Annotated in this window: 15 protein-coding genes; 2 read left to right on the forward strand and 13 right to left on the reverse strand. The window is 42.0% G+C overall.

The features are described from left to right. Positions 1-56: 56 nt before the first annotated feature. The 12 genes from C900_RS13325 to guaB form a co-directional block, all read right to left on the reverse strand. Complete coding sequence (locus C900_RS13325) at positions 57-1,394, reverse strand: peptidylprolyl isomerase (RefSeq protein WP_009580475.1); 1,338 nt, start codon at positions 1,392-1,394, stop codon at positions 57-59. Next, on the reverse strand, positions 1,378-2,262 hold the full coding sequence (locus C900_RS13330) for a peptidylprolyl isomerase (RefSeq protein ID WP_040496764.1): 885 nt from the start codon (positions 2,260-2,262) through the stop codon (positions 1,378-1,380). The genes C900_RS13325 and C900_RS13330 overlap by 17 nt, the downstream gene beginning before the upstream one ends. Then, a complete protein-coding gene (locus tag C900_RS13335) occupies positions 2,243-4,228 on the reverse strand; it encodes a peptidylprolyl isomerase (RefSeq protein ID WP_009580477.1) in 1,986 nt (661 codons plus the stop codon). Before C900_RS13335 ends, C900_RS13330 begins: the two co-directional genes overlap by 20 nt. 87 nt (positions 4,229-4,315) lie before the next feature. Beyond that, positions 4,316-4,735, reverse strand: a complete 420-nt coding sequence (locus C900_RS13340; protein WP_009580478.1) for an ATP-binding protein — start codon at positions 4,733-4,735, stop codon at positions 4,316-4,318. After that, positions 4,732-5,070, reverse strand: coding sequence for an STAS domain-containing protein (locus C900_RS13345; RefSeq protein ID WP_009580479.1), 339 nt, complete (start codon positions 5,068-5,070; stop codon positions 4,732-4,734). Before C900_RS13345 ends, C900_RS13340 begins: the two co-directional genes overlap by 4 nt. Positions 5,071-5,111: 41 nt before the next feature. After that, entirely contained in the window at positions 5,112-7,175 is a 2,064-nt protein-coding gene (locus tag C900_RS13350; RefSeq protein WP_009580480.1) for a PP2C family protein-serine/threonine phosphatase, read from the reverse strand. A 488-nt stretch (positions 7,176-7,663) separates the two neighbouring features. After that, positions 7,664-10,474, reverse strand: coding sequence for a T9SS type A sorting domain-containing protein (locus C900_RS13355; protein ID WP_009580482.1), 2,811 nt, complete (start codon positions 10,472-10,474; stop codon positions 7,664-7,666). Positions 10,475-10,683: 209 nt separating this feature from the next. Next, complete coding sequence (locus tag C900_RS28455; protein WP_009580483.1) at positions 10,684-13,275, reverse strand: hypothetical protein; 2,592 nt, start codon at positions 13,273-13,275, stop codon at positions 10,684-10,686. Positions 13,276-13,543: 268 nt separating this feature from the next. Next, positions 13,544-15,604 (reverse strand): T9SS type A sorting domain-containing protein, encoded by a 2,061-nt coding sequence (locus C900_RS13365; RefSeq protein WP_009580484.1) that lies wholly within the window; start codon positions 15,602-15,604, stop codon positions 13,544-13,546. Positions 15,605-16,294: 690 nt separating this feature from the next. Next, positions 16,295-18,457, reverse strand: coding sequence for a T9SS type A sorting domain-containing protein (locus C900_RS13370; RefSeq protein WP_009580485.1), 2,163 nt, complete (start codon positions 18,455-18,457; stop codon positions 16,295-16,297). Positions 18,458-19,063: 606 nt separating this feature from the next. After that, the gene (gene lnt / locus C900_RS13375) at positions 19,064-20,656 is read right to left on the reverse strand and encodes an apolipoprotein N-acyltransferase (protein ID WP_009580488.1); all 1,593 of its coding nucleotides are present in this window, start codon (positions 20,654-20,656) and stop codon (positions 19,064-19,066) included. Positions 20,657-20,932: 276 nt separating this feature from the next. Further along, the gene (gene guaB, locus C900_RS13380) at positions 20,933-22,402 is read right to left on the reverse strand and encodes an IMP dehydrogenase (RefSeq protein WP_009580490.1); all 1,470 of its coding nucleotides are present in this window, start codon (positions 22,400-22,402) and stop codon (positions 20,933-20,935) included. A gap of 150 nt (positions 22,403-22,552) precedes the next feature. Between guaB and C900_RS13385 the strand changes: the two genes are divergently transcribed. Continuing rightward, on the forward strand, positions 22,553-23,230 hold the full coding sequence (locus tag C900_RS13385; RefSeq protein ID WP_009580491.1) for a septal ring lytic transglycosylase RlpA family protein: 678 nt from the start codon (positions 22,553-22,555) through the stop codon (positions 23,228-23,230). A 285-nt stretch (positions 23,231-23,515) separates the two neighbouring features. Beyond that, entirely contained in the window at positions 23,516-25,066 is a 1,551-nt protein-coding gene (locus C900_RS13390) for a hypothetical protein (protein ID WP_009580492.1), read from the forward strand. A gap of 197 nt (positions 25,067-25,263) precedes the next feature. Here C900_RS13390 and C900_RS28460 read toward each other — a convergent pair whose 3' ends face one another. Continuing rightward, positions 25,264-26,016: a toxin-antitoxin system YwqK family antitoxin gene (locus tag C900_RS28460; RefSeq protein ID WP_009580493.1), complete on the reverse strand. Its 753-nt coding sequence runs from the start codon at positions 26,014-26,016 to the stop codon at positions 25,264-25,266. Positions 26,017-26,018: the final 2 nt, after the last annotated feature.

The raw sequence follows: 26,018 nt of genomic DNA on the forward strand, positions 1-26,018 counted from the left end.
AATAATCACATCGCCTTTCATCCGCTATTTTACGTACCTGTCTACCTTTTGGTTCGTTAATTCATGATACCGCAGTGGTCATAGGTTTTATCTATACTGATGAACACATCTTCCCGTGCTTTGTTAAACCAGGTGTTCAATGCCTTTGTTTTCTTCTCATTCAATGCTGCTGCCTGTATCTTCTGCCAATCCTCACGAAGGTTGGCCTGATGTGGCCTTACTTTGGATTTATAATATAATATCCTTACCGCCTCCTTACCGTCATCCGTTCTAAAGTTCATGGGCCGGCTGATATCCCCTACCTTCATACTATCAATAGTAAAGAAAACCACAGGGTCCAGGTCTTCAACCGACACTCTTGTGCCACCTACCTGGTCCATAAAAAAGCCTCCGTTACCTGCTGTGTAAATATCATCTGAATATTCCTTGGCTGCCTTTTCGAAAGAAATGCTATCGGCAAGGATCTTACTCCTTATACTATCGAGGTAATTGGTAGCATGTTTAATATCATCTTGTGAAGGAGCGGCCATAAGCAGTATGTGTCTGCTGTTATACTCATTTCCGCGCCTTTCCAGGAGCTGCACAATATGCACCCCAAACTGCGTTTCAAAAGGTTTCGATATTTCGTTGGGCTTAAGCTTGAGTGCTGCAGCCTCAAACTCCGGAGCCATCATTCCTCTTTTGGCAAAACCAAGGTTACCACCAAATTTGGCACTACCCGGGTCTTGGGAATATTCCTTGGCCAGCGTCTCAAAACTTTCTCCTGCCAGCACTTTATCCCTTATTTCATTTAGTTTGCGCTTGGCCTCTGCGATCTCATCCCTTCCTACTGAAGGTATCTTTACTACTTGTGCCACTTCCACCTCTGTGGAAAAGTATGGTAAACTATCCTGTGGTATTTTGCTAAAGAACTTCCTCACTTCTGAAGGTGTAACCTTTATACCTGAAGTGATAGATTCCTGCATGCGTTGCACCACCAACTGCTCCTTTACCTGATCACGGATATCAGCCTGAAATTCTTCTATGGTTTTACCATAATATTCCTCCAGTTGCTCCGCTGATCCACCATACTGTGAAAGTATCATTTGCATTCGTCTATCCAGATTATTGTCCACTTCAGCATCAGTTACAATTACAGAATCGATCTCTGCCTTCGCCACCATGAGCTTTTGGCTGATCAGTTGAGCCAGTATCCTGCATTTTGCCTCCGGAGTAGCAGGATTCCCGCTGGCCAGATAATTAAGATATGTGGATTCCAGATCGGATTTCAAAACGATGTAATTATCTACCTTGGCTATAATCTTATCCACGACCAGCCCATTTTGCTGGGATTGTCCGGCTATTGGCGCCATGCCCAACAAGCCTATGTAAATAGCGCTAATTATATATTTCAAATGACTTGTCTTTTGTTGCTCTTTCATATACATCCTCTTCAAGCTGTTTGGCCAGCCCAACTTTTCGCTTGTTAATAATAATATTTTTTATGTCTTCCTTAACAAATTCAAGAGGAGATACATTATCCGATATGCGGTACTCCTCTATCTTAAGGAAATATAGGAATTGATCATCCGAACTCTCCACAAACCGCTGATTTTTCAGGAATTGTACTTTATTGGGTATTTCAGCCAGGGGTGAGTTTTTGATCACTTCATCAAACACCATCCACACGCTGTCATCCAGTTGATATTGAGTAGCAAAGCTCAGACAATACGAATTCAACTCTTCGATATCATCCACCTTTTGCGACATTAACAGTGACTTTATCTTTTTAGTTTTTGGCGCCCCCCTGGGTACTTTTATAAATTTGCCCCTCACTATGTTTTGCTTTAAAACAAAGTTATCGATGTTCTCTTCATAATATTTTTCAACCTCCTCATCCGAAACGATGGTGTTCAAATTTTTATTTACATAGTATGCCTGATACTCATACCCCATAAGACTATATTTATAGTCAAGGATCTTGCGCTCTATATCAGCTTCGTCAAATTCTATCTTAGTGGCTGCTTCCTGAATGAGTAACTGCTTGTGTATCCAGTTATTAACAAAACGTTGAACACGTTCGGTGCTATCTTCTTTACTCATACCGGCTGGGGCTATCCCTTCAACATCTTCAGGGTACAGATACTGATCGCGCACCCTGGCAATGGGGTCACTCAATGACGCTTTCTTTTTCGGGTCTTCTTTCATTTTGATCAGGTCGCAACTGATTATAAACAACCCGCAGAACAGCAACAGCAAACTTCTATTTTTCCAATTGGTCATAAATGTAGTTTAGCCCTTCCTTATTTACTTCAACTGTATATTTTTCTTTCAGCTTTTCCACCCATTGTTTCTCCAGGTGGTTTTGGTAGTCGGAAATCACCAATCCCCTGATCTCGTTTAGCTCCTTAGATGAGGCCGGAAGTACCTCCCGGATCAATACCAGGTTATACCTCCCGTTCCAGTTTATACGCTGGATGCCTTGCTCCCATTTAATCTTATCAATAACAGGATGATCTCCCCTTTCAAAAAGTCCTTCCTCAACCTGTAAAGTTAAAGCGGTTTTATTATTATATTTCCTTTCCAGGTCCTTTTTTGATAAATAAAGAGAATCCCCGGAATTAATAAGCTGTTCAATATCAGCTAAAACCGTGTTGTTATCCGAGTTGTAGACAATTGCACTCACCCTTTGGTCCCACACATACTTAGCCAGATTGTCATCAAAATATTGCTTCAACCCCACTGTATCCTGAACAGCCTTATTCCAAACTTCACGCTCCATGAGTTCAAAAAGCAAAATTCCTTCTTTATATTCCTTCACAAGCATTTTATAATCAATGTACTTGTCCTCGAGGTGGTCCTCCTCATATGATATAATGGTATCTTCTATAAAATTATTGTACAACACCTGCATATAAACTTCAGGACCATACGAGGCCGGCTTTTGTTTGCTCTGTACATAGGTGAAGAAATCCTTTACGGTGTAAGTTCGCTCACCTATTAAAAAGAGTGGCTCATTTAAAACGTTGTTCTCTGTTGAATATTTCCAACTACCCCTGATCAAACTACTGTCGGCATAGCTCCATAGTTGATTCTTGAAGGCAGTCTCCTTAAAGCTGTTTTCTTTCTTCAGTCTGCTGATCAAAAATTTCCTGTTGAGCTGTGCTCTTGAGTCCCTGTCTATTCTGGACTTGATTGAGGGTTCCATTTCCTCAAAGCTTTCCAACGGGATTTTCTTTTCCAGCCTGATAATATGCCAGCCATACGGGGTCATCACGGGATCTGAGATATCTCCCGGCTCCTCAAGGTTAAAGGCTGCCTCCTGGAAACTATATGGCATCTGTCCTACTTTGAAAGGCCTGAGCTTACCACCGGCATTTTTAGTATTGATATCCTCGGAAAATTGTCTGGCCAGGTCATCCCAATTCACGCCTCCATTGGCCTGATCATAGATCTCAAATATTTTATTTCGGGCGGCCAGCGAATCTGATTTATTGGACTGGATACGTATCATTATATGAGAAACCTCAGCGCTGCCCTGGCTCGGCCGCTTATCTAAAACCTTAACGAGATGGTAACCAAAACGGGTTCTCACAGGCTGGGAAATAGCTCCCTTATCTGTATCGTACGCGGCTGATTCAAACGGATATACCATCTGAAATGAAGTAAAATATCCTAAATTACCCCCGTTTGATCTTGCCGATGGATCATCTGAATACTCCGCAGCTAACTCCGCAAAATCCGTTCCCTCCAGGGCCCTTTTACGAATATCAACAATTTTATTATATGCTTTTAGCGTATCTTCAGCAGATGCTTTTTCATCTACTGCAATCAATATATGAGAAGCGTTTACCTCTGTCTTATATCTTTCGTAGGCTTCTTTGATAAGTTTTTCTGTCACCAGGTTTTCTGTCAGGTAGGGCTTCTTCAGTTGTTCTCTATAGGTAGAGAATTCTCTATAGAAGGCCTCAGTCGTGTCCATCCCCCTTTTTTTTGCCTCTGCAACCTTCAATTTGAAATTGATATAAAGATCAAGGTATTCGTTTATATCCTGACGAGTGAAGGCACTGTCATTGTTAACGTTATTCTTTTTATAGACATAGATAAATTCATCGGTTGGCACAGGTTCGCCTGCTACGTTAAGAAGCTCTTTTGGCTGATTATTGTTTTTTTTTCCTGTACCTGATATATCTGAGGGGGCTTTACACGCAGCAAGGAGTAGTAAAGCCAGAAATAACTGATGCTTCATTCTAAATATTTTTTTCCAAAACCTTGCAATTTTAATGAATTTCAACGGAAAATGTGGGAATATTAAAGAATTAGTGGTGAGAAGGCTTTAATTAATATGGATCTTTTTTACGAGGCGGCAAACGTGTTTCTTTTTATCAGATATGATTTGAATGTCATCCATGATCCTTTTGACCAGTATCAAGCCAATACCTCCCTTTCTTTGCTTTTTTATAATATCTTCAATGGAAGGCTCCTGGTAATCATTGATATCAAATATTTCTGCGTTGTCAATTATATTAAACTCAAGGCCTTTGCCCTTATCAACCTTGATCTCAATCTCTATAGATTCTTTTGGGTTGCAGCCGTGTGAATGTATCATCAGGTTAGCACAAACTTCATCAATAGCAAGCACCAGCGTACTTACTTCTACCTCCGAAAGCCCATGCTTATCCAGCACTTCCTTCACAAAGCACCTTATCTCCTTGAGCTTTTCCTTCTTGCACGGCACTTTATAACAGTACTTCATCCTAGTAAAGCTTTTGCCTCCATTTTAGTTCCTTCAATTTTCAACAACTGGTCGAGGCCAAGTATCCCAAAAACGTTGGCAACTTTATCATTAAGACCAAAAATAACAAGGTTAACATTATTCTTCTTGAATTCTTCAATATAAGACATAAAAACACCTAACCCGGCTGAAGAAATGTACTCAAGCGATGTACAATCTACCAGCAGCTTTTTGGTTCCATCATTTATAGCATCACTGATGGCACTATCTAATTCAATTGAAGAACTGGCATCTACTTCTCCCTTGATAGCTATCACTTCGTATTCGCCTTCCTTAATTCTTTTAATGTCAACCATAATTATTTTACGTAATATCTAAACTAATGTTTGTACTTACTCTATTTGAACTTGATGATCAATGTTGTATAATCATCATCAATCGATCTGGTTCCCGAAAATTCGTATAGTTCCCTGATCAGATCTTTTTGTATCTCCTGAACGCTTTTTTTATGAACACGCTCTATAAACTTCTGTAGTCTTTCATATCCAAACTCCTCTCCTTTGGCATTCTTGGCCTCAGTTATCCCATCTGTGTAAAGCACTACTATGTCGCCACATTTATAATGAAAAGTATTGGTTTGTATGTAATTCCCAAATTCATCATTTCGAAGTATCCCCAAGCCTAACCCCTTGTTCTGAAAATAGGATGCCTGGTCATGTTCGGCATCATAAAATAGTGTAGGACAATGTCCTGCTCTTGCAAACTCCACTGTTTTCGATTTGCTATTAATTACAAAAAAGGAAGTTGTAATAAAAGAGGCCTTATCGAGGCAGAAACTCAGCGCCTTGTTTGCCCTTACTAAAAAATCTTTCGGAGACAGATCCAACTGCGCCAGGCTGTGGAAAATCCCTTTCATTTGAGACATGTGAAAGGCCGCAGAAGTCCCCTTGCCGGAAACATCGCTGATGACCAGGGCTATTTTGTATTTGCCAACCCTGTAAGAATCATAATAATCACCCCCAACCTCGTCAGCAGCTTCAGAAAAAGCCATTATTTCATAGTCCCCATCGTGATCCAGCACCTTAGGTAGTAAGCTGCTTTGCACTCTTTTGGCAATTTTTAATTCCTCTTTATAGCGTTCATTCTCAAGCGCCTCTGACAGCAATCTGAAGTTTTCTATGGATATCCCCGCCTGGTTTGTGAAAGTATCGATGATCTTGGTCATTTCTTTGTTAAAGCCATCGCTTACATCCTTAAGCAGGGCAAGTGTACCCAACTGCTGGTTTTTTACATATATGGGAAAAGCCATAATAGACCTAAATCTTGACCCTTTAAGGGTGGATAAATATTTATTCAGGTTTATCGTTTTGTCACTACTTCTATCTAATACGCCTCTTACATTGTTGTCGCTAATATGTTTTTTTATTGCCTCGATCTCCTTTACAGTGATCCCCTGTGTATAGAACTGACTTTTTTGGCCATTCGATGAAATTTCAATCCAGGCTGCGTCTGCAAACACGGTACTTACTGCGCTCTCAAGCAGAATATCATACACCCGTTCCTCGCTTTGCTCAGTCTGGATTGACTGACTAAGTCTTTGGAAATTAACCACTTCTTCGAGCTTTTGTTCGAAAACTGATGAAGTAGGTAAATTGAATAGTATCACCAGTAGCGAGAACAGTGCGTATATAAAAATAAATGCTATCAGGGACGTTATAAATACATTACTCCTGAAATCCGCAAATGCTGCTGTTGATGCAGCAATATCACTTGCCAGACTAAAAAGGGTAAAAGCAAAATAGCCCAGGTAAAACATGGCCAAGGCTATAAGCAGAATGCTTTTCCACTTCTGCTTAAAATTGAGGTAGGCCACCCATTTCATGTTTGCAGAAAGGAAAACTCCCATGAGCACCAGCAGCACAGAATAATATTCTTCCAGGTCTCTTACCGCAGGGATCGGCAAAACGTTGTAAAGCAGGCTGAACAACAGCGAATACTCAAATATCTGCCAAACGGTAAGCAAAAATTTGGACTTCTGATAAAGGATCAACCTTTTCCATACGATGAATGTCGATATCAGAAATGAACAGATAAGCCCGAGATTGATCAGGTATATGAAGTCAAGGAAGATTACATTTTGAACCAGCTTTGTACTACCAAGCAGGTTCAGAAACAATCTAAAGGCTAATGATACGATCGTTGTTATCAGACCTGTTACAAAAACCTTCCACAGCAGGTCCACAAAATTGATGCTTTCTGCCTTTTCAATCCTATACTTAAAAAATATGAATAAGGATAAAATAAACAGGCTAAGCATGACGGGCGGTATGTCTGCACTAATGCCCGGTTTCAGATTATTGGTCGCGCTAAATACTACAGAAAGGTCAGTAAATAACAGCCCCACCCACGATATGATGGCAAAAACCGTACTTAATCTTATTATAGCCTTTCTGCTGAACATTGCTTTTAAAAACGTAAGTCTGCAACGCAATTGTATAATGCGGGTTGAAGATAATAAATTATCCTTTCCCGTATAATAAGAAAAGCCACTTCATTCTAAAGTGGCTTAAATTTCTCCCCTAATTAGTGTCTACTCTAAGAAAACTCTTGTCGTCATCGCGCCTGTTCCGGGCTTGCCACGGGGAGGAATCGAAGTGATCCCCCTCTTAATACACGCCAAAGATGAGAGGATTGCCGGCACTTCGTTACCGATGACGTATTATTCAACATTTGGATTTGCAACAAGTTGATGTCCCATTTCTTTCGCTGCAGCTTTTCAACAGAACAATTCGTCATCTCATTTTGTGCGTTTTTGTGAAAAATGTTAAGTCTCGCAATGACGATAAATTGCGTTTTCTTATAGACACTAATTAATTAACGTGAGTTCGATATAAAATGCTTTAAAAAGGGCAGTCATCCTATATCGAACTCACGTTAATTGTTTAAAAATTATTTCACTGTAAAGCTTTCTATCACCGGGTGAGGGCTGTTAACCCGCAAGGTATACAGCCCCGGAGAAAGCTTGTTCTGGAAAACTAATTGCAGCGTGCCGGCTCCCGGAGGAGCTGTCTGCCCATGTACTGTTTTACCATGAAGATCATAAACCTCTACCTGTATAAGATCCCCTGTTTCAAAAGCTGTTAAGCGTACATTAAGGTATTCCCCATTGGCAGGGACCGGGAAAAGCGCTATTTTTTGCTGTTGATCGGTAATGTTATAATTCACCCCTACCAGATCAAAGTATCTGGAAGTGCCATCGAAATCGGTTTGCTTCAAGATGTAATATGAAGTGCCCTCAACAGGGGAGAAGTCTGTGGCGGTATAGTTATTCTTCACGTCAGCGTTTCCCATTCCTTGTATAGTGGCTACAACTTCAAAATTTTTAAGGTCTGTCGTTCTCTCTATGGTAAAGAAGTCGTTGTTAATTTCCAATGCAGTACTCCAGGATAAGTTTACCTGATCTCCGGTAAGTTCCGCCTTAAAGTAAATAAGATCAACCGGTAGTGGCGCTGAGGCTGCCGACTCTACACCAAACGGAGAAAAAGAGGTGATCCCCGAAGCTGTCGCGGTATAAGGTCCGCTACCTGCAGAAGGGCCGTTGTACATCACCTCCCAGTGGGAGCCATCGTGGTGTAGCAGGTTAACATCGGCTCTGTCAAAACCCGGAAGTTCGTCAGAGGCTGACCACTGCAATGTTAGCGTGGCGTCAGAGCCGCCAATCGTCTCCTCCTCTATAAACCACATGCGTCCCACTGCATCTGCAGCAATGCCTGCCGTGCCACAATCCCCGCCAGAATTTATTTTATCACATAAGGTTACACTAAAGTTGTCTGCCACGCCCGTGGAATTATCGAAAGTAAGCGGAGTATATGACGATGAAGAAACTCCTACCGGAAACAAGATAGGCCCCGTCCTTCCTCCCGACCCGATATTACTCTGGGTCAGGTGTCCGTTATTCACAACTATGAAACTTGATACTGCCCCACCGGAAATACGACCTGTGGCTGCAATGATCATATTGCTACCTCCCACATCGATATTACCACTGTTCAATGTCAGGGTGCCGGCCACACGAACATCGGAAGACAATAGCACACGGCCACCGCCTTTTATTATTGCCAATCCGCCAAAGCTTTCCTCACCTGTTGTGGCAATAGTCTGATCCGTAATTCCATCGAATATTACGGTACCCGTGCCCTCATTAAAGGGATTGGCATTGTCACTATTATTGGTCCAGTTTCCCGCAAGACGAATATTGTTAGCGCCAGGATTAAGTTGAGAAGAGCCGGTAATATAAAGGTCTCCGTTTACATCAAGTTCCGTTTGAGCAGATTTGGCATCAGATCCGGATACAGTCAGGTTGCTGTAGTTCACCGGTATAATGTTCTGTGGCCCCGCACCATTGTAGTTAAATGTGTTTGTGCCATCAGAACAGTTGAGGATGGCATTTACTGAAGTATCATGCCCTCCACCAGTATGGCTCCAGTTCCAAACACCACCATGCAAATTATTAAACCTGCTACCGGTGTCGATGCTTCCGTTAATAAAATTACCCGTTTGGTTGATCACACCTGAGTTGCTAATGGTAAGATTGGCATTGTTGAGGGATATATTGCTAAATGTCAGGGTGCCCCCCGCAGTATTGGTAATAATATTATCATCATCACCAGCGCCCGCTTCTATATTACCGTTCAAGGAAATAACTCCATTGTTAATGAGCGTTGAGTTATCATTATCGAACAGAATACGATTTGCAGTCAAGCCTGCCGCAGAATTATTGACCAATACGGTGTTCCTTTGCTCAAAATCTATATCGTTGAGCACCGTAATGGCCGAGTTACCGGTAAGCTCAAGCCGAGCGCCAGCGGTGGGAAGGACCAGATTAGTCATGGTATAACTGCCTGAGTTGTGCAAATGGGCAGAAAGAGGATTGTTAAAACGCATGTTGGCAACATTACCATTATTACTAATTGTACCACCGGACTGTATATCCACAAAACCGGAGGCAATATTGAGACTGGCATTGCCTGTCCATCGTAAAATGCCGGTATTGTGAATAACCACGGCTGCCGCGGTAGCATCAGTATTGATCACCACCTGATCTCCATCTCCAATTACCACTACTTCCGACCCGGTAGGTGTACAGCTACATGCATCTTGTTCTCCCGAAAAATCGTCAGCCGACCATACGGTGCCATTGTTCCAGGGGCCGTTCCTTCGTGAGTAAAGCACCGGAACTGTGGCCAGCGTAACATTATCAAAATAAATAAAGTCATCTGTACTCACGCGTATTACTATCTGCAGGCTGTTACCCGATAACACCCGTGAAGCTGTCGCTGATCCTCCAACGGTAAAAAAACCGCTTTCTTGTTCAAAAAATAATTCTTCAGGACCTCCGTCCAGTCTATAGTACATCCGGATATAGTCGCTGTTATTAAAAAAAGCGGTGATAATCCAGTTGGCATCTATACTAAGTCTGGCATAGTTGCTGACAGAAATATCTATGATTTCTGACGTCCAAACTGCTTCAGTTGACAGACCGGAAGCTTGAAATTCTGCACCCTGTACTGAAAAAATACCTCCTCCGTGTTGGTCAATAGTCCAATCATTGCCTGCTGGCAAATTAATGTCTGAGCCTGCTGTGGTCCCATTAGGGTAAGTTGAAAAATCTTCCTGCCAAATTATGTCTTGCGCAAATACGGTTGGGCTGACAATCATGAAAAGAAGTATGAGCCACAGCTTTTTGTTGATAACATCCATGTCTTAGTTGGTTTTAGTGGATAATGTATTCAAAAAGCCGGCACAATGTCAAAATGACATTGAAAACCAACCTACAAGGTAAACAACTTGATTATCAGTTGCTTTTGAATAAAAAGCAAAAACTAAGGCTGGTATGTTTACAGCGCGATTTGCACCATCAAGACATACCATTTAATGGTAGTAATGATACATTTAACGAAATAAATGGACTATTTAACGATAAAAGCTTGACTTTTAAGCTCCCCATCATGAAACAGCAATGTATAGATTCCAGGTGAAAGAGGATGTTTGAAGTGAATTAACAGCGGCACGCCCTGTTGAACATTCCTTTCAACGCTGAGTACTTTTTTACCCTGACCGTCAATTACATGAATGGTGCATACCCTGTCTTCCTTCAGTTGCGGGTTTAAAATATTGATATAGTCTCCTTCATTAGGCACCGGGTACACCTGTAGCTGGTCGCTCTGCATAACCACATATTCTACTTTCACCGGAGCTGAATAAGTGAAGGAACCATCAAAATCTGTTTGCCTCAGTCTGTAATACGCTTTGCCTTTCAGTGGAGCATTGTCTGCTAAATAGTACCTCGAAATCTCATGTGAAGTACCCTTTCCCCTCACTGAACCAACTTCAGTAAATGACACCAGGTCCACTGATCGCTCCACTGTAAAAAAGTCGTTGTTTAATTCCGAAGCAGTCTCCCAGGTCAGCGCTACATAATGCGATTTACTTTTAGCATTAAAAAAGAGCAGCTCAACAGGAAGCGGAGTGTCTGTAGCATCTTCAACCCCAAAAGGAGAGAATGATGTGACACCTGAAACACTTGCCGTATAAGGCCCTGTACCTGTAGCAGAGGTGTTTCCTACGGTTTCCCAGTAAGCGCCATTATGATGCACTATGTTGATGTCAGCACGATCAAAGCCCGAAAGCTCATTAGTGGCTCCCCATTGAAAAACCAGTGTCGCGCTTGATCCACCCACGACAGCCTCATCGATAAACCAGGTTCTGTCTACCACATTCACCGACTGCATGGTACCGGTAGCGCAACCTCCCTCTTCGTAAATATTAGAACAAACCCTCACTGTGAAATTATCTGCCGTACCGGAGTTGTTGATAGTCAGAGGTGTATAGCTGGTTGTGTTTATTCCAACAGGAAATAAAACTCCTCCACTTCTTCCTCCCGTGCCGATATTGTTTTGAATAAGGCTACCATTTCCATCGATTACAACATACCTTGCCGAAGAGGCATTGGCAATGCTTCCACTGTTTCCTATAGTCAAATTATGGTCTCCCAGGGCAACGAATCCGTTGGTCAGGTACATCATACCACTTACGCTGGTAACGCCCTGCAATGATTTTGTTCCTCCTCCGGCAATGCCCAGATTGTTGTAAGACAATGGCATCACTAACTGGTCACCTGCGCCATTATACCTTACAGTACCCGCTGCATTGAAAACATTGGGCATATCAGCATCATAGGCCACCCCTCCGGTATAACCCCAGAACCAGAAACTACCGCCAAGATTGTTGAAACTGCTGCTGCTCCCGATATTAAGAAAATTACCTGACTGACTAAGCGTACCGGAATTGTTGATGGTCATATTACTACCGGAAAGGTTAATATCTCCTCCGATATCCAGGTGGGCGCCTGAGGCATTGGTAAATGTATTACCATCATCGCCTGTCCCTGCCAATAGATCATCAGTTATTATTATATCTCCGTAATTAGTGAATGTAGCGTTGTCGTCATTGAACAACAGGTCATCGCCTATAGTAAATGTTCCGGTAGAATTATTGTTTATCGTCCCTGCAGCGCTGATATGAAAGTCTTCCAACAGTGTAATATCGCCATCACCACTTATATTTAAAGTGTTGGCACCAAACATATACAACCTGTCGATGCTAAATGTTGAGCCCGAATGGACCACTAATTGACTTGTACCCGAGCCCCCCTCAAAGTCCAGGTCCGAGTTGGTCTGCCCATTTTCATCGAATGTACCTCCGCTGTTAATGGTAAAGGTACCATCGTTCATAACATTCAACTCAACATTACCGGCTGTAAATAGCAGGCTTCCGGTATTTTCAATGGTAATGTCATTTACTTCAGCATCCACATTTAAATTGACAGTGCGGGTATTTCCAATATTAACAGGTGTACTTCCGTTAGGAAAGCAGTTGCAAGCCGCCCCGGCATAACCCGTGGTGGACCAGATAGCGCCATCATCCCAATCGCCATCTGCTATGGAGTATAAAGTGGCCCCTCCAACTGCACTCTCTACCACTACATTATCTATGGTATGGAATTCCTGATCGTTGAGAAACCTGACTACTATAACTACACTTGATCCTGAAACTGTGGTTGTGGCAGTGCCACTTCCGAAGTCATCATTGAAGCTGGCAAATTCTACTTCAGTCGGGCTACCATCCAGTTTATAGTATACTTTTACATAATCGGAGGGCTCAGCGTTGCTATATTCCAATACATCCACCGATATTGAAGTACTTCCGGAAATGGCAATAGATCCTGATTCCCATACAGCCTCTGTTCCCACCGAACTGGCAGTTAAGTCCTGGAAGCTGGCATCAACAGCCAAAGACCCGGATGAGCCCTGGATGGTTGTCCATGGAGTATTGTCAGCATCGCTGGTAGCGCCATTGGGTTGGGTGTTAAACCTTTCGAGATAATAATATTGCGCTTGTAGCGTTAACGAGGAGAAGAATAATAATACTGAAATTAAAATAACACCAATAGCCACAGGGAGTCTGTTTCCGGTATTATGATACTGTTTTATCAGTTTCATTGGTTGGGTTTGGGTTTAGGTTAATCATCCTGTGGGACCATGCTGAAGAGACACTAAAAAAGCCTGATGCAGCATAAACCCTACAGGCAAAATCTTTTAAAGATACAATCTTTATGAAATATATCCAACTGAATGACTGCAAGTTGAAGTAATCATTCTCCAAAAAATCCTAAAGCCACCTCATTATTCAATATACAGCCCCAGCGCTTTACATAAAAGCAGAAAGGCGCCCTTTCTGACACCTTTCAATCTATTAATTTACAAAAAACTAGTTCACGGTAAATTGCTTCACCATTGGTTCTGAACCCTGTACTCTTACGGTGTAGATACCCTGGGGAAGCTTTTGGTCAAAGTTGAGCGTGATCTCCTCATTATTGCTGATCAGTACGGGGCCCTCGTAAATTATTTGCCCTTGCACATTCATTACGGTCACTGATCTCTTGCCATCCGATGCCATTCCATGTGCCATTAGCTTTATGAATTCGCCTTTATTTGGCACTGGGTAGATGTTCAGGTTCGCCTCTGCAGACCCGGAAGCTGTATTGACTACTTTTTCGATATCAGAATAAGTAAAGGTGCCATCAAAATCGGTTTGCTTAAGCCTATAATAAAACACCCCTTGTGAGGGATTTAGATCGAAGAATTTATAGTCATTTCTCTCTTCTGTAGTTCCTTTGCCTTTCACCGTGCCTACTTCTTGGAAATTCTCAAGGTCAGTAGTTTTTTCTATAGTGAAGAAATCATTGTTCAGCTCTGAAGCTGTTGCCCATTCTAGCAATACAGCTTCGCTTTGCAGAGCAGCATTGAATGATACAAGTTCTACTGGAAGTACGCCATCCTCACCTTCAATACCGAATGGCGAGAATGAAGTAATACCTGATGCAGACATGGTATAAGGTCCTGTTCCGGAGGCTGCACCCTCGGCCATTCTCTCCCATTGACTGCCATCATAGTGAATCAACCTTACATTTAATGGACTAAAACCTGATAGCTGATCGGATACACCCCACTGAAGCGTTAGGGATACGTCTGACCCCCCGGCTACCTCTTCATCGATAAACCATGTCTTATTCACTGCGTTAGCAGTTTGTACTGTCCCGGAATACCCATTATCGTAAATTGCGGACACCAATCTTACCGCAAAATTGTCGGCAGTACCTGCCGAATTATTCAATGTAAGCGGTGTATAACTGGAGGAACTTCTACCCACCGGAAACAAAATATCACCTGCTTTGCCTCCTGAACCAATATTATTTTGTGATAAACGGCCATTACCATTCGTAATGATAAAACGTGATGAAGAGGCATTAGCAATACTTCCGTTATTGCCAATAGTAAGATCAGCATCATTGAGCGCCACATATCCGGCTGATAGCGTCAAAGTTCCATTTACTGTGGTATTGCCCTGAAGCTGCTTTGTACCAGAGCCGGATATTATAACGTTTTCATAAATTACAGGCTGGATCTGCTGAGCTCCTGTACCTGCATAAATCATAGTACCACCCGCAGTTAATGCACCTGCCAGATTAGAATGCGGAGTACCTGTATAGGTCCAACTCCAGACACCCGTTGACAGATTTATAAAACTACAATTGGTACTAATGTTAACAAAATTACCTGTTTGATTAATCGTACCTGCATTTTGAAAAACTCCATCTGCCGATTGAAAATTAATCCTGTCTCCTATATTTAATACTGCCCCTACGTTATTAATGACAGTGTTACCATCTCTTGTTGCACCCGTGGTGCGTATATCATCGGTTATAGATATTGTGCCATTATTTATCAGCAATGCATTGTTTGCCTCAAAAACCACATCGTCCCCAATATCAAGCTCTCCTGTCAGGTTATTAGTCAGGCTTGTGTTGTTGTTCTGAAAATAAATAGAAGCTCCTATGTCGATATCTCCATTACCACTAATGCTAATCTCAGCGTTATCGGCTGAAAGCACTAAATTATTTGCACTCAACGTAACTCCTCCATTTACAATTAATTGATTTCCTACACCTGTGGTCGTTATCTGATTAGTACCAAAATCATTATTTAATGTAAGACTTGCACTATTACTCAGGATAACCTGTAACGGATTGTTCTCCGAGCTTGACAATATCGGATCTGGAGCTGTTCCATATTGGCTTTTATCAATAACTGCGTAATCAAAGATCCATGGTACTCCATTACCCCCAAAATCATCTTCCCAGTTTCCCGAATCTCCCCAATCAGAACTTGATGCCCCAGTCCAGGTATAGGTAAGGCACGCCATTGATTTGGAATAATCAGCTAGATTAACAATCAACACCAGTAAGAGAATTTTGATGAAATGTTTCATAATATCAGACTTCAAATTATCAGCTAGTTGTTCATAGATTGTCTTAGTAACAAATAGTCCATATTAACGCAATTTACTTTAAAAATATCATTTTATGAAAATTTTATCTTAAAAGTATGTTTTAAGCTAAAAAACAACATTTTCACTTTGTGTCGAAACAGGAGCTGCCCGGTAACTGCAATAAAGGCACACTTTATAATATACTGATGGTAAGATAGTTAATTTCAACATCCAATCACTGGTAGCAAATGCTGATGGCATTAAGACAGGCAATTTCTTCCCATTTTTAGACTTTCAGGCCCATAATGAAATGATTTCACACTATGCATAGTACTTTAATCGTGCATGTTATAAGCAACAAAAAAGGGAATTTCTCTCAAATTATCTTTATGATAATTTTACTTTACATGCCTTTCTTTTTATAGTCTAATGACCTAATACATGCAGCTTTACTGATAGTCGGGAGGGTTATTCAATGAACAACGCTTTTATTTTCACGCTTTCGCAGCAACAACCTTAAAGGATAGTTATGAACATACGTTAACCATTGTCGCACCTATGACTCGCTGAAGAGCAGATGCCGTAACTAGCTAGTGTTGTGTTAAGCATACTTTAGCCATTCCAAGCTTTGTTCTACGTGAGTATTTTTGGGGCGAGCGTAACGCAGACATTGGCGTTTTCTTAGAGACACTACTTAACCACAAACTGTTTTACAATAGGTGTGGTGGCGTTTAGCCTGAGGGTGTAAATGCCCTGGGGTAGCTTCTGACCAAAATTCAGAGTCACTTCCTCATTGTTATATATTCTTACAGACCCTTGATATACGAGTTGTCCCTGCAGATTAACTATCGCCAGAGCACACTCTTCATCTGAAGACAAACCTGTAGCCCTGATTGTCAGGTGCTCACCCCGGTTAGGAACAGGGTACATTTTGAAGCCTGGCACCTCTGATCCTGTTTTGTTATCTATTTTTGTAACTTCAGAGTAGGTAAATGTACCATCAAAATCAGTTTGTTTTAGTCTGTAGTAAGATATTCCATACGAAGGATCACGATCATAGAATTCATAATCACTTCTCTCATCTGTGGTACCTTTACCCTGTACAATTCCGATTTCCTCAAAATGCTCAAGATCAGTTGTCTTTTCTATTGTAAAATAGTCGTTATTAAGTTCGGAAGCGGTTGCCCATTTCAACAATGCAGCCTCTCCATGCATAGCTGCGTTGAAGGTCATGAGCTCAACAGGAAGCACGCCATCCTCACCTTCAACTCCAAACGGAGAGAAAGAGGAGACCCCTGACGCAGACATGGTAAACGGCCCTGTGCCGGAGGCAGCACCTTCTGACATACGCTCCCACAAGCTGCCATCGTAGTGTATAATTCTCACGGCAGTTGGGCTAAACCCACTCAGTTGGTCTGAAACATTCCATTGCAACGTCAATGTTACATCGGAGCCCCCCTCAACTGCTTCATCGATAAACCAGGTTTTGTTTACTGCATTAGCCGTTTGCGCTGGCCCCGAATAACCATCATCATAAAGGCCTGATTCAAGTCGTATCGAATAGTTATCCGCCACCCCGGAATTGTTGATGGTAAGTGGAGTATAACTGGAAGTGGCAGTCCCGACAGGGAACAGAATATTACCTGTTCGACCACCGGAGCCAAGGTTATTTTGAGTTAAACGACCGTTCCCATTGGTAATAATAAATTGCGAGGCAGACGCATTATTTATGCTACCACTATTACCAATTGTAAGATCGGCATCATTAAGCGCCACATAGCCTCCTGATAATGTCAATGATCCATTTACAGTGGTTGCGGCCTGAAGCTGCTTTGTACCGGATCCGGATATTACCAGGTTGTTGTATTCCAGAGGTAATACTGCCTGGCTCCCTAAGCCCCCGTACACAATGGTACCGCTTGATGTTAGCACTGAAACCACATTCCAATCGGGCGCACCACCTGTATAAGTCCAATTCCAAGTGCCCCCGGATTTGTTGTCAAATAAAGATAACAGGTCTATTCCGGCAAAATTTCCTGATTGGGTGATTGTACCTTCATTGTCTATATAGCTGGCAGCCCCCTTGAAGTCTATATCGCCCCCGATAGTCAATACTGCATCTGAGTTATTATTCACCCTGTTGTTTATATCCAATATACCATCAGTCCGCAGATCCCCCTCTATCGAAACGTTTCCGTTGTTGTCCAACCGCGATCCTATGGCTTCAAAAATGGCATCACCATCCACTGAAAGTTGGCCAGTTAAATTGTTTACCAGTCGGGTGGCATTATTCTCAAAGATCAGGTCGTTTTTGACATCAACATCTCCACCACCTGAGAGAGTAACTCTTCCCCCGTTGGAACTCAGCAGAAAATCACTGTTAACAGAAAGCTTCACTCCGCTTTTTACCACTATGGAATTATCATCACCCCCAATTTCAACATAGCTAGTAGCGGCTGAAACGTTAACTGTAAGGCTTCCGCCATCTCTCACCATAATAGATGCTGGCGTAAAAGAAGGTGTACTATTAATTACAGGTGCATTGGTATAGTTATCGGGATCTATTATCACCCTGTCACGGTTACCGGGCAAGGCTCCCCAGTTTCCACTGTAGTTTGCTGCGTTGTTCCAATTCGAATTACTGTTGCCTGTCCAGGTAACATTACCGGTTGGCCAACAGGCCAAAGAGTGGTGATAAGATACCAACTGAACGACTATCAAAAGCAGGGCAATCCTTACAAATTTTAATCCTGCTGCACTCAATCCATCAATGTAAGTCTCTCTACTAGTTCCTGTAATATTAACCGAAGATAACTCTTCTTTGCTTCTATTCTCCTGGTGTAAGTTTTTCATACTAATGAGACCAAATATTTCCGGCAAAAGACATACTCAAAGAATTTGCCACTTCTGCCAGTTTTCCGTTCTGCGTCCTTTTAAAATACCACAAATGACCTATTGAGTTAATAAACACCATTTTGATGTCATATATTAGCTAAATGGAGGCACAAGTATTTGCTTACAAAATTCCCAAAAGAGGAAAATAACTCCCATAATAAGACTATATCAGAGCGCAAAAACCGGCTCGAAAATGTGTCTTATAGCCATATTCTGTACTAAATCACAAAAAATTTATTATTATACTTCTTTTATCACATGAAACAGAATTACACCTGTTCATATTTCATCAATTGCAACATACTAAGAATTATTCGGCATTATTACACTACCTTTATGATGACAGGTACACCATTGACCATCTGCTTTGCAGCGAGATAAGTGATCGACCTTGCATGAATCCATTTTAAGGTGTTTATCACTGGTTTTTCAATAAGGTGCGACAACATTGAAACCTCCCGAAAGCTTTATTGTATGGCAATCGGGACAATTAAAAAATTTTAAGGTCGTGTAAAGGAAAAAGAAGGGGGTAATAATGGTGGATGAAATTTAGCGATCAGCGTATTAAGCTCCGGCCGTCTTCTTTTTTGCCGCGACAGCGTACATTACTATGCCTGCCAGCAGTACCAGGCTCATCACTCCCAGCCAATCATTGGTACATGCATAAAACGTATCGAGACTGCTCAACTGCACTTCATCTATAATAGTGTCCGATTTATTCCAGGAGGTGATCTTGCGCTTTTTCCCGGATTTATCAACAAACATGGAGAGCCCCGTGGTAGCGCTACGTATCACGTCTTTTCGTAAAGAAATAGCGACTGTAGAAGCATATTGAGCATTCTGCTGATACCCTGAAGTATTACCAGCCCAACTATCATTGGCTATGACCGCCAATATATTGGCTCGCTTACTAACAAATTCCGTGGCATAAGAAGGAAACAGAGCATCCAGGCATATCAGCGTTCCGATACGCATATTTTTATACTCAAAAACATTGACAGCATCATCTTTTTCATAGCTCTGAGCTGCCTGGTTTAGCCTTAGCCTAAATCTCTCAAAGAAGGACAGTTGTTCGAGGTAAGGAATTCTCTCCATGAAGGGTACCAGGTTGTTTTTCATCTGAACCTGCGTTGGCCGGTCATAAGCCACCAACATGGCTCCGTTAAACCCACTGAAGTACCTGCCATCACCTGTCGGTAACGCTGAGGCGGGAGCATACTTTGTCGAGCTATATAATTTAAATCCAATAAATCCAACTAATATCGGGGCATTAATTTGCCTGGATACCTCTTTTATTTCCTTCACCGCCGGTTGCTCATCGATATTATTCAATATCAGCGGGGCCATGGGTGAAGTTTTCAAAAAGCCTTCTGACAATACTACCAGGTCCACTTTGTCATTTTGAAGTGGAAGCAGCATGCTACGCAAATCAGCTACCTGTTTTTTAAGACTATTTTGGTCTAATTTTTCATAAGGGTCATCATTACTTTGAATAATAGCTACCCTTATCGTTTTGATGTGCCTCGGCTGAGGATATAAAAGGGTGTTGGTAGCTACAATTATAATGATGAGAGCTGTAGTAGCATACACCCACCTTCTAAAGTGCTTTTTTCCATAATCCCTTATCATCAAAAACACCAGCACATTGAAAACCATAATCAACAACGACCCGCCTAAATAGCCTGTAATTTCATAAAACTGTGCTAGCCATGGTACCGGGCTTAAACCAAAACCCAAATGCAGCCATGTAAAAGAGAACTCCCAGTTGCTATGCAAATATTCATAGCTCACCCAAAGTACAGGTAAAGCCAGCCAATTGATTGAAGAGGGTAAGCCCTTTTTAATCCAGCCAAAGACCATGAACGGTAAACTTTGAAAGAAAGGGATCAAGGTCCAGGCAATAGCAATTATCGCGACACCTTGTGTATTTAAATTGGTATTGCCTATCCAATACATAGTACCCAATGTCCAGATAAAGAAAGTGAGGTATGTGTAGCCCCATATTTTTTTCAAAGAGGTTTGCCGGTTGATCACTAAAATTAAAGGAACGAATGCCACTAAAAGTAAAGGAGTAAGGGAAACAGGCGGCCAGGCTGCTGTCAGCAATAGTCCCGAAATAATACTCTTCAAAAGATCACGCTTCAACAAATTCTTCATAATGCACAATTCAAACCTTTAATTTAAATGATTTTGTTGTCTTACCGAAAGGTATTTTGACATCATTTGATGGGAACTCCGATTGATTTGCCGAGGCAATAGTTAAGAAATGTTGAGGCAGTTCTTTAGAAATACATGAAGGTGTCAATGAATTTGAGGAAGAGGCTATTAACCTGAAAAAAGATAATGAGTGCACCGTCAGTCATTTCATTACACGATGCACACATTTTGCCCAACAGAACTCTGTAAAGCGCTGCTAATTCCTGTTGTATATTATTACCGGCTATAGTTAGGCGCCTCCCTGGTGATATATATATCGTGTGGATGACTTTCCTGTACGCCGGCTGCGGTGATCTTGACAAATTTAGCCTCCTGAAGCTTCTTGATACTGGCAGCGCCACAATAGCCCATACCCGCTTTCAAGCCACCAACCAGTTGATACAACACTTCAGAAACTAAACCTTTATATGGTACGCGACCTACTATTCCTTCGGGGACGAGCTTTTTAATATCATCTTCAGCATCCTGGAAATAGCGGTCTTTGGAGCCTTCTTCCATAGCTTCCACTGATCCCATACCGCGATATGATTTGAATTTTCTTCCCTCGTAGATTATCACCTCTCCGGGAGCTTCTTCAGTACCGGCCAGAAGTGACCCAATCATCACACTATTAGCTCCACCTGCGAGCGCTTTAACGACATCCCCGGAGAAACGTATGCCCCCGTCGGCTATCACAGGTACTCCTGAGCCTTTTATCGCCTTTGACGATTCGTATACCGCTGAGAGTTGTGGCACACCAACACCGGCAATAACTCTTGTAGTACAAATACTGCCTGGTCCTACTCCCACTTTTACGGCATCAGCACCTGCCTCTACCAACGCTTTGGCAGCTTCACCGGTAGCAATGTTTCCAACGATAAGATCAAGATCAGGAAAATGCTTTTTCACTTTCTTACAGGCATCTATCACCCCTTTGGAGTGGCCATGCGCAGTATCTATGCTGATCACATCAACTCCTGCTGTTTTCAGACCTTCAATACGCTCGAGTATATCAGGAGTTACACCCACTGCTGCCCCAACTCTTAACCTTCCGTACTCATCTTTACAGGCATTGGGTTTATTTCTGTTCTTAAGAATATCTTTATAAGTGATCAGACCTGTTAAAATACCGTCCTTGTTTACAATAGGAAGCTTTTCGATTTTATATTGCTGCAATATATCCTCTGCTTTATCCAAACCAATATTCTCCTCGGCGGTAATAAGATCGTCTTTGGTCATGATCTCCGAGATTGGTGTGCTCATGTCCTTATGAAACCGGAGGTCCCGGTTGGTAATGATCCCGATCAACCTTCTGTTTTCATCAACTACAGGTATACCGCCTATTTTATATTCCCTCATGATGTGCTCTGCATCCAATACATTCGAATTGATATTCAGCGTGATCGGATCCAGGATCATACCACTCTGAGATCGCTTCACCTTACGCACCTGCTGAGCTTGTGCCTCTTTGGACATATTTTTGTGGATAAATCCCAGGCCACCTTCCAGCGCCATGGCAATAGCCAGTTCGGCCTCGGAAACGGTATCCATAGCAGCAGATACAAAAGGAATGTTAAGTCTTATGTTTCTGGTAAGCTGTGTTGAAGTGTCGGTATCTCTGGGAAGAATTTCAGAATAACCGGGTTGAAGAAGCACATCGTCATAGGTAAGGGCTTCTAAAATGAATTTGGAATTGTCTAAGGACATAGCAAATAAGCGTTAGTGTTATTTGCCGGGCAAAACTAAACAGATTAGGTCATATAAAAAACGAAACCTTTCGAATTAATTTATATTATGTATAATTGAACCTTTTATCACTTCGTTACTATGGATCAAACCAACCTTAACACCATGAGAATGACCCTGTTAATTTTGGGTGTATTGTCCTTCAGTTTGCTTCATGCGCAGGTTCAAAATGGACAAGCCTCTTTTTACGCTGACAAGTTTGAAGGGCGCCCTACAGCCAGCGGAGAAAAATATTCACATTCAAAACTCACGGCAGCACACAGGTCTCTGCCTTTTGGCACCATGGTAAAGGTGACCAATTTAAAGAACAATAAATCCGTCATTGTCAGGATCAACGACAGGGGGCCATTTGTTAAAGGACGTATCATCGACCTCTCGAAATCAGCAGCTCAGAAACTGGGATTTACCCATCAGGGCGTAACAAAAGTAAACATCGAGGTAATCAACCAAGCAGAAGAAATGGCCTCTACGGATATACCTGAGGTGGTGGAGCCCGTAGGCACTGAAAACAATATCTTCTTTAACCTGGAGGTCGAACGCACTCAGCCCAACGGTTTCGGAATTCAGATTGGCAGTTTCAAGGAGCTAGGACGCGTACTTGAGCTATCAGAAAACCTGAAAAGATCATATCAAAAAGAAGTTATCGTACAGTCACGGTGGATAGATGGTATCCGAAATTACCGGGTGATCGTTGGGCATTTCAAATCACAGGAAAGGGCTGAAAATTTTAAAGGGGAAGTCAGCAAAAGCTATCCCGATAGCTTTGTAGTTGAGTATTTGAAGCTTTAGGTCCCTGATTGAAGGACAGGCCCTTTCTTAAAGCCACTTAGAACGTTAAGGTCAAGGCTTGCGAAGTTCCAAAAAGCGGAGTGCCGTACAGTTGTTACAGTTGTCGGGAACGAGCGTAATGCGGACATTGGCGTTTTCTTAGAGACAATAGTTAAGTGTATCACGACCTCCTATTCATTAATACCTGCAAAGGCCACAGCTTAGTTGCATAAAAATCTAATTTATTATACATTGAAATTTTAACCCGGTCAAACTTTATTTTTCCGGTTTTAGTTGAATGATACAATGAAGCGGATTATCCTTTTATTTTTTGCCCTGGCCCTCACACCCTTTGGGTATAGTCAGGATTCCCTGGTTTTTCTCAAAGATGTCCACTTTAATTCCACCTTTGAGAAGGATATTTTCCATGAGCATTTCTCCCAGGCGAAAGATAATTACCTCGCACTGTTCATGGCCATCAACCCACAAATGGACGCTGCCACCTATGACCGGTTTGCCTCACACTATCAATCACAGTTAGATCAAATTGACCTTGAAAAGCTGAAAGGAAAGAAGCCTGAAAAAAGAATAAAAGCTATTTATAGCAGTATTCACGACCGCTTCTTAAAAAAATACGAACTACAAAACGAGTTCAGCAGCATTTTTTCCGATGGTTTTTATAATTGTGTATCTGCATCTGCCCTCTATGGCATGGTATTCAAAGGGTTTGATATTCCATTTATCATCAAAGAAAAACCTACCCATGTTTATGTAGTAGCTTACCCTGATACGGAAAGGATACTTGTTGAAACTACCGACCCTACCGGAGGGTTCATCACTTTTAGCGAAAGGTACAAACAGGCTTTTGTAGAGCAGATGAAAAAAACCAAACTGATAAGCCAAGAGGAATATCAGGCAAAAACAGCTTCTCAGCTATTTGATCAGTACTACTTTGCCGACCAGGAAATCAATTTGGAGGAGTTAGTAGGGGTACAGTATACTAATGACGCTATTTATAAACTTGAAGGCCAACAACTGGAAGCGGCATACAGCCAGTTGGAAAAAGCATACCTTTTTTATCCTACCGACAAAATTATTTCTTTACTCATAGCTGTGAATGTTGAGATCCTTGACAAGAATAATTACAAAAATATCAATGATGTGCAGTACCTGAGCAAGCTTTCCCGTTTCAAAGAATTCGGCATCTCCCGCGAGATGATGTTAGGGGAGTTCAGCCGTATCAATGATGTATATCTCATCAATAAAGGGGATGCTGAGACTTACCGGAAATTCTATGAAGCGCTGGTGGCAGGAATTGCCGATGATACCCTGAAACAGGAAATCCACTACTTATATGCTTACGAGCGGGGTCGTATTTTACACAATCAGGGCAAGTATAAAGATGCACTACCCTTTTTTGAAGATGCTTTTATGCTCAAGCCAGACAACCAGGATGTAAACAATGCCCTGGTAACAACTCTTGGCCGTAGCCTGATGTACGAGAGTGATAATCTGGTTGTAATTAAAAGTCTTGAAAACTATCGGCAGAGGCACCCGCAACTGGCAGGGAACAATCTATTTAACAGTGCGCTTGTCAATGCGTACTTACTCCAGTGCGGTCGTTCATTTGACCTTAACAAAATTGATGATGCCATCAGGTACAAGGCATTGTTTGAAAAAAACTTCAAGCCTGAAATGACGATTGATGCTACAAATATTGGCCGGGTGTACTCGCTGGCTGCGGTATATTACTTTAAAAAAGGGTATACCGCAAAAGCAAAAAGCATTATCGCACAAGGTTTGGGGTATGCGCCTGGCAACCATGAGCTATTGGTGCGCCAGCGTATGATCAAATGATAAAGCGAGGTACTAGCTAGTGTTGAGTTAAGCATACTTTAGCCATACCAATCTTTGTTCTTTTTGTCCCATGCTGCCTTAAAAATGCTTACGTCCCGAAAGCTTGAAAGCTTTCGGGATGCTCATATTTTTTGCGTTGCCTGGAACAAAAATAACTGCAACTTATACGGCACAGCACACTTAACTCAACACTGGTGCTAGCCTCTGTTTTCTATAGCCAGATTATACTTTTTCTCGGTGATATAAGGATTGCCCAACCTGGTCTGTACTACTGCAATAATGTTGAGCTCTTCCATTATAAACATCCCCGGACCGAGATGATATTTAATATCTAAGACTCCCGGCCGTTGAGGTTCAAGCCGCATAGCATCAGCGGAAATACAACCTTGCTCGTCCAGCTCACCAATATAGTAGACAACCTTTTTAGAATTATCAGAGACAGATATTCTCAGAGTAAACTCATTTGACCTCAAAAGATTGTCTATTTCCTCAACCACAATAGTGGGATACCGGGTTTTCAGCTCTCCATCGGTCAAATATTCCTTCAGCCCCCTGCAGGCTTCGTTATTAACATAGGGCACCTCCGCCAGCAGCCTGCCATCTACCCGGAACTTCTTCCTGAGGCCATGGATCTCTCCATTTACATAAGGCGTTACCTGATATTTACTTCCCGATTCATAATATGTGATCACATCGCCATGTTTTACATTATTCAGGTAGCTGACTTGTTGTCTTAGCCGACCGTTTTTATAGTAATTTTTGGCTACTCCATTCTTCTTACCATCAGCAAAGGTTATTTCATTTTTCAGCGAACCATCCGGATAATACTGTTTGACCACTCCTTCTTTCTTGCCGGACTTCTTTCCCGAGGTTCTGTCCAGGGAATCACAACCTCCCAGGAAAATGGCAAATACAACAAAAAGAATAAAATGGTACGGAGAACTCTTCATGG

It is taken from the genome of Fulvivirga imtechensis AK7 (genome assembly GCF_000331535.1).
GTDB lineage: Bacteria > Bacteroidota > Bacteroidia > Cytophagales > Cyclobacteriaceae > Fulvivirga > Fulvivirga imtechensis.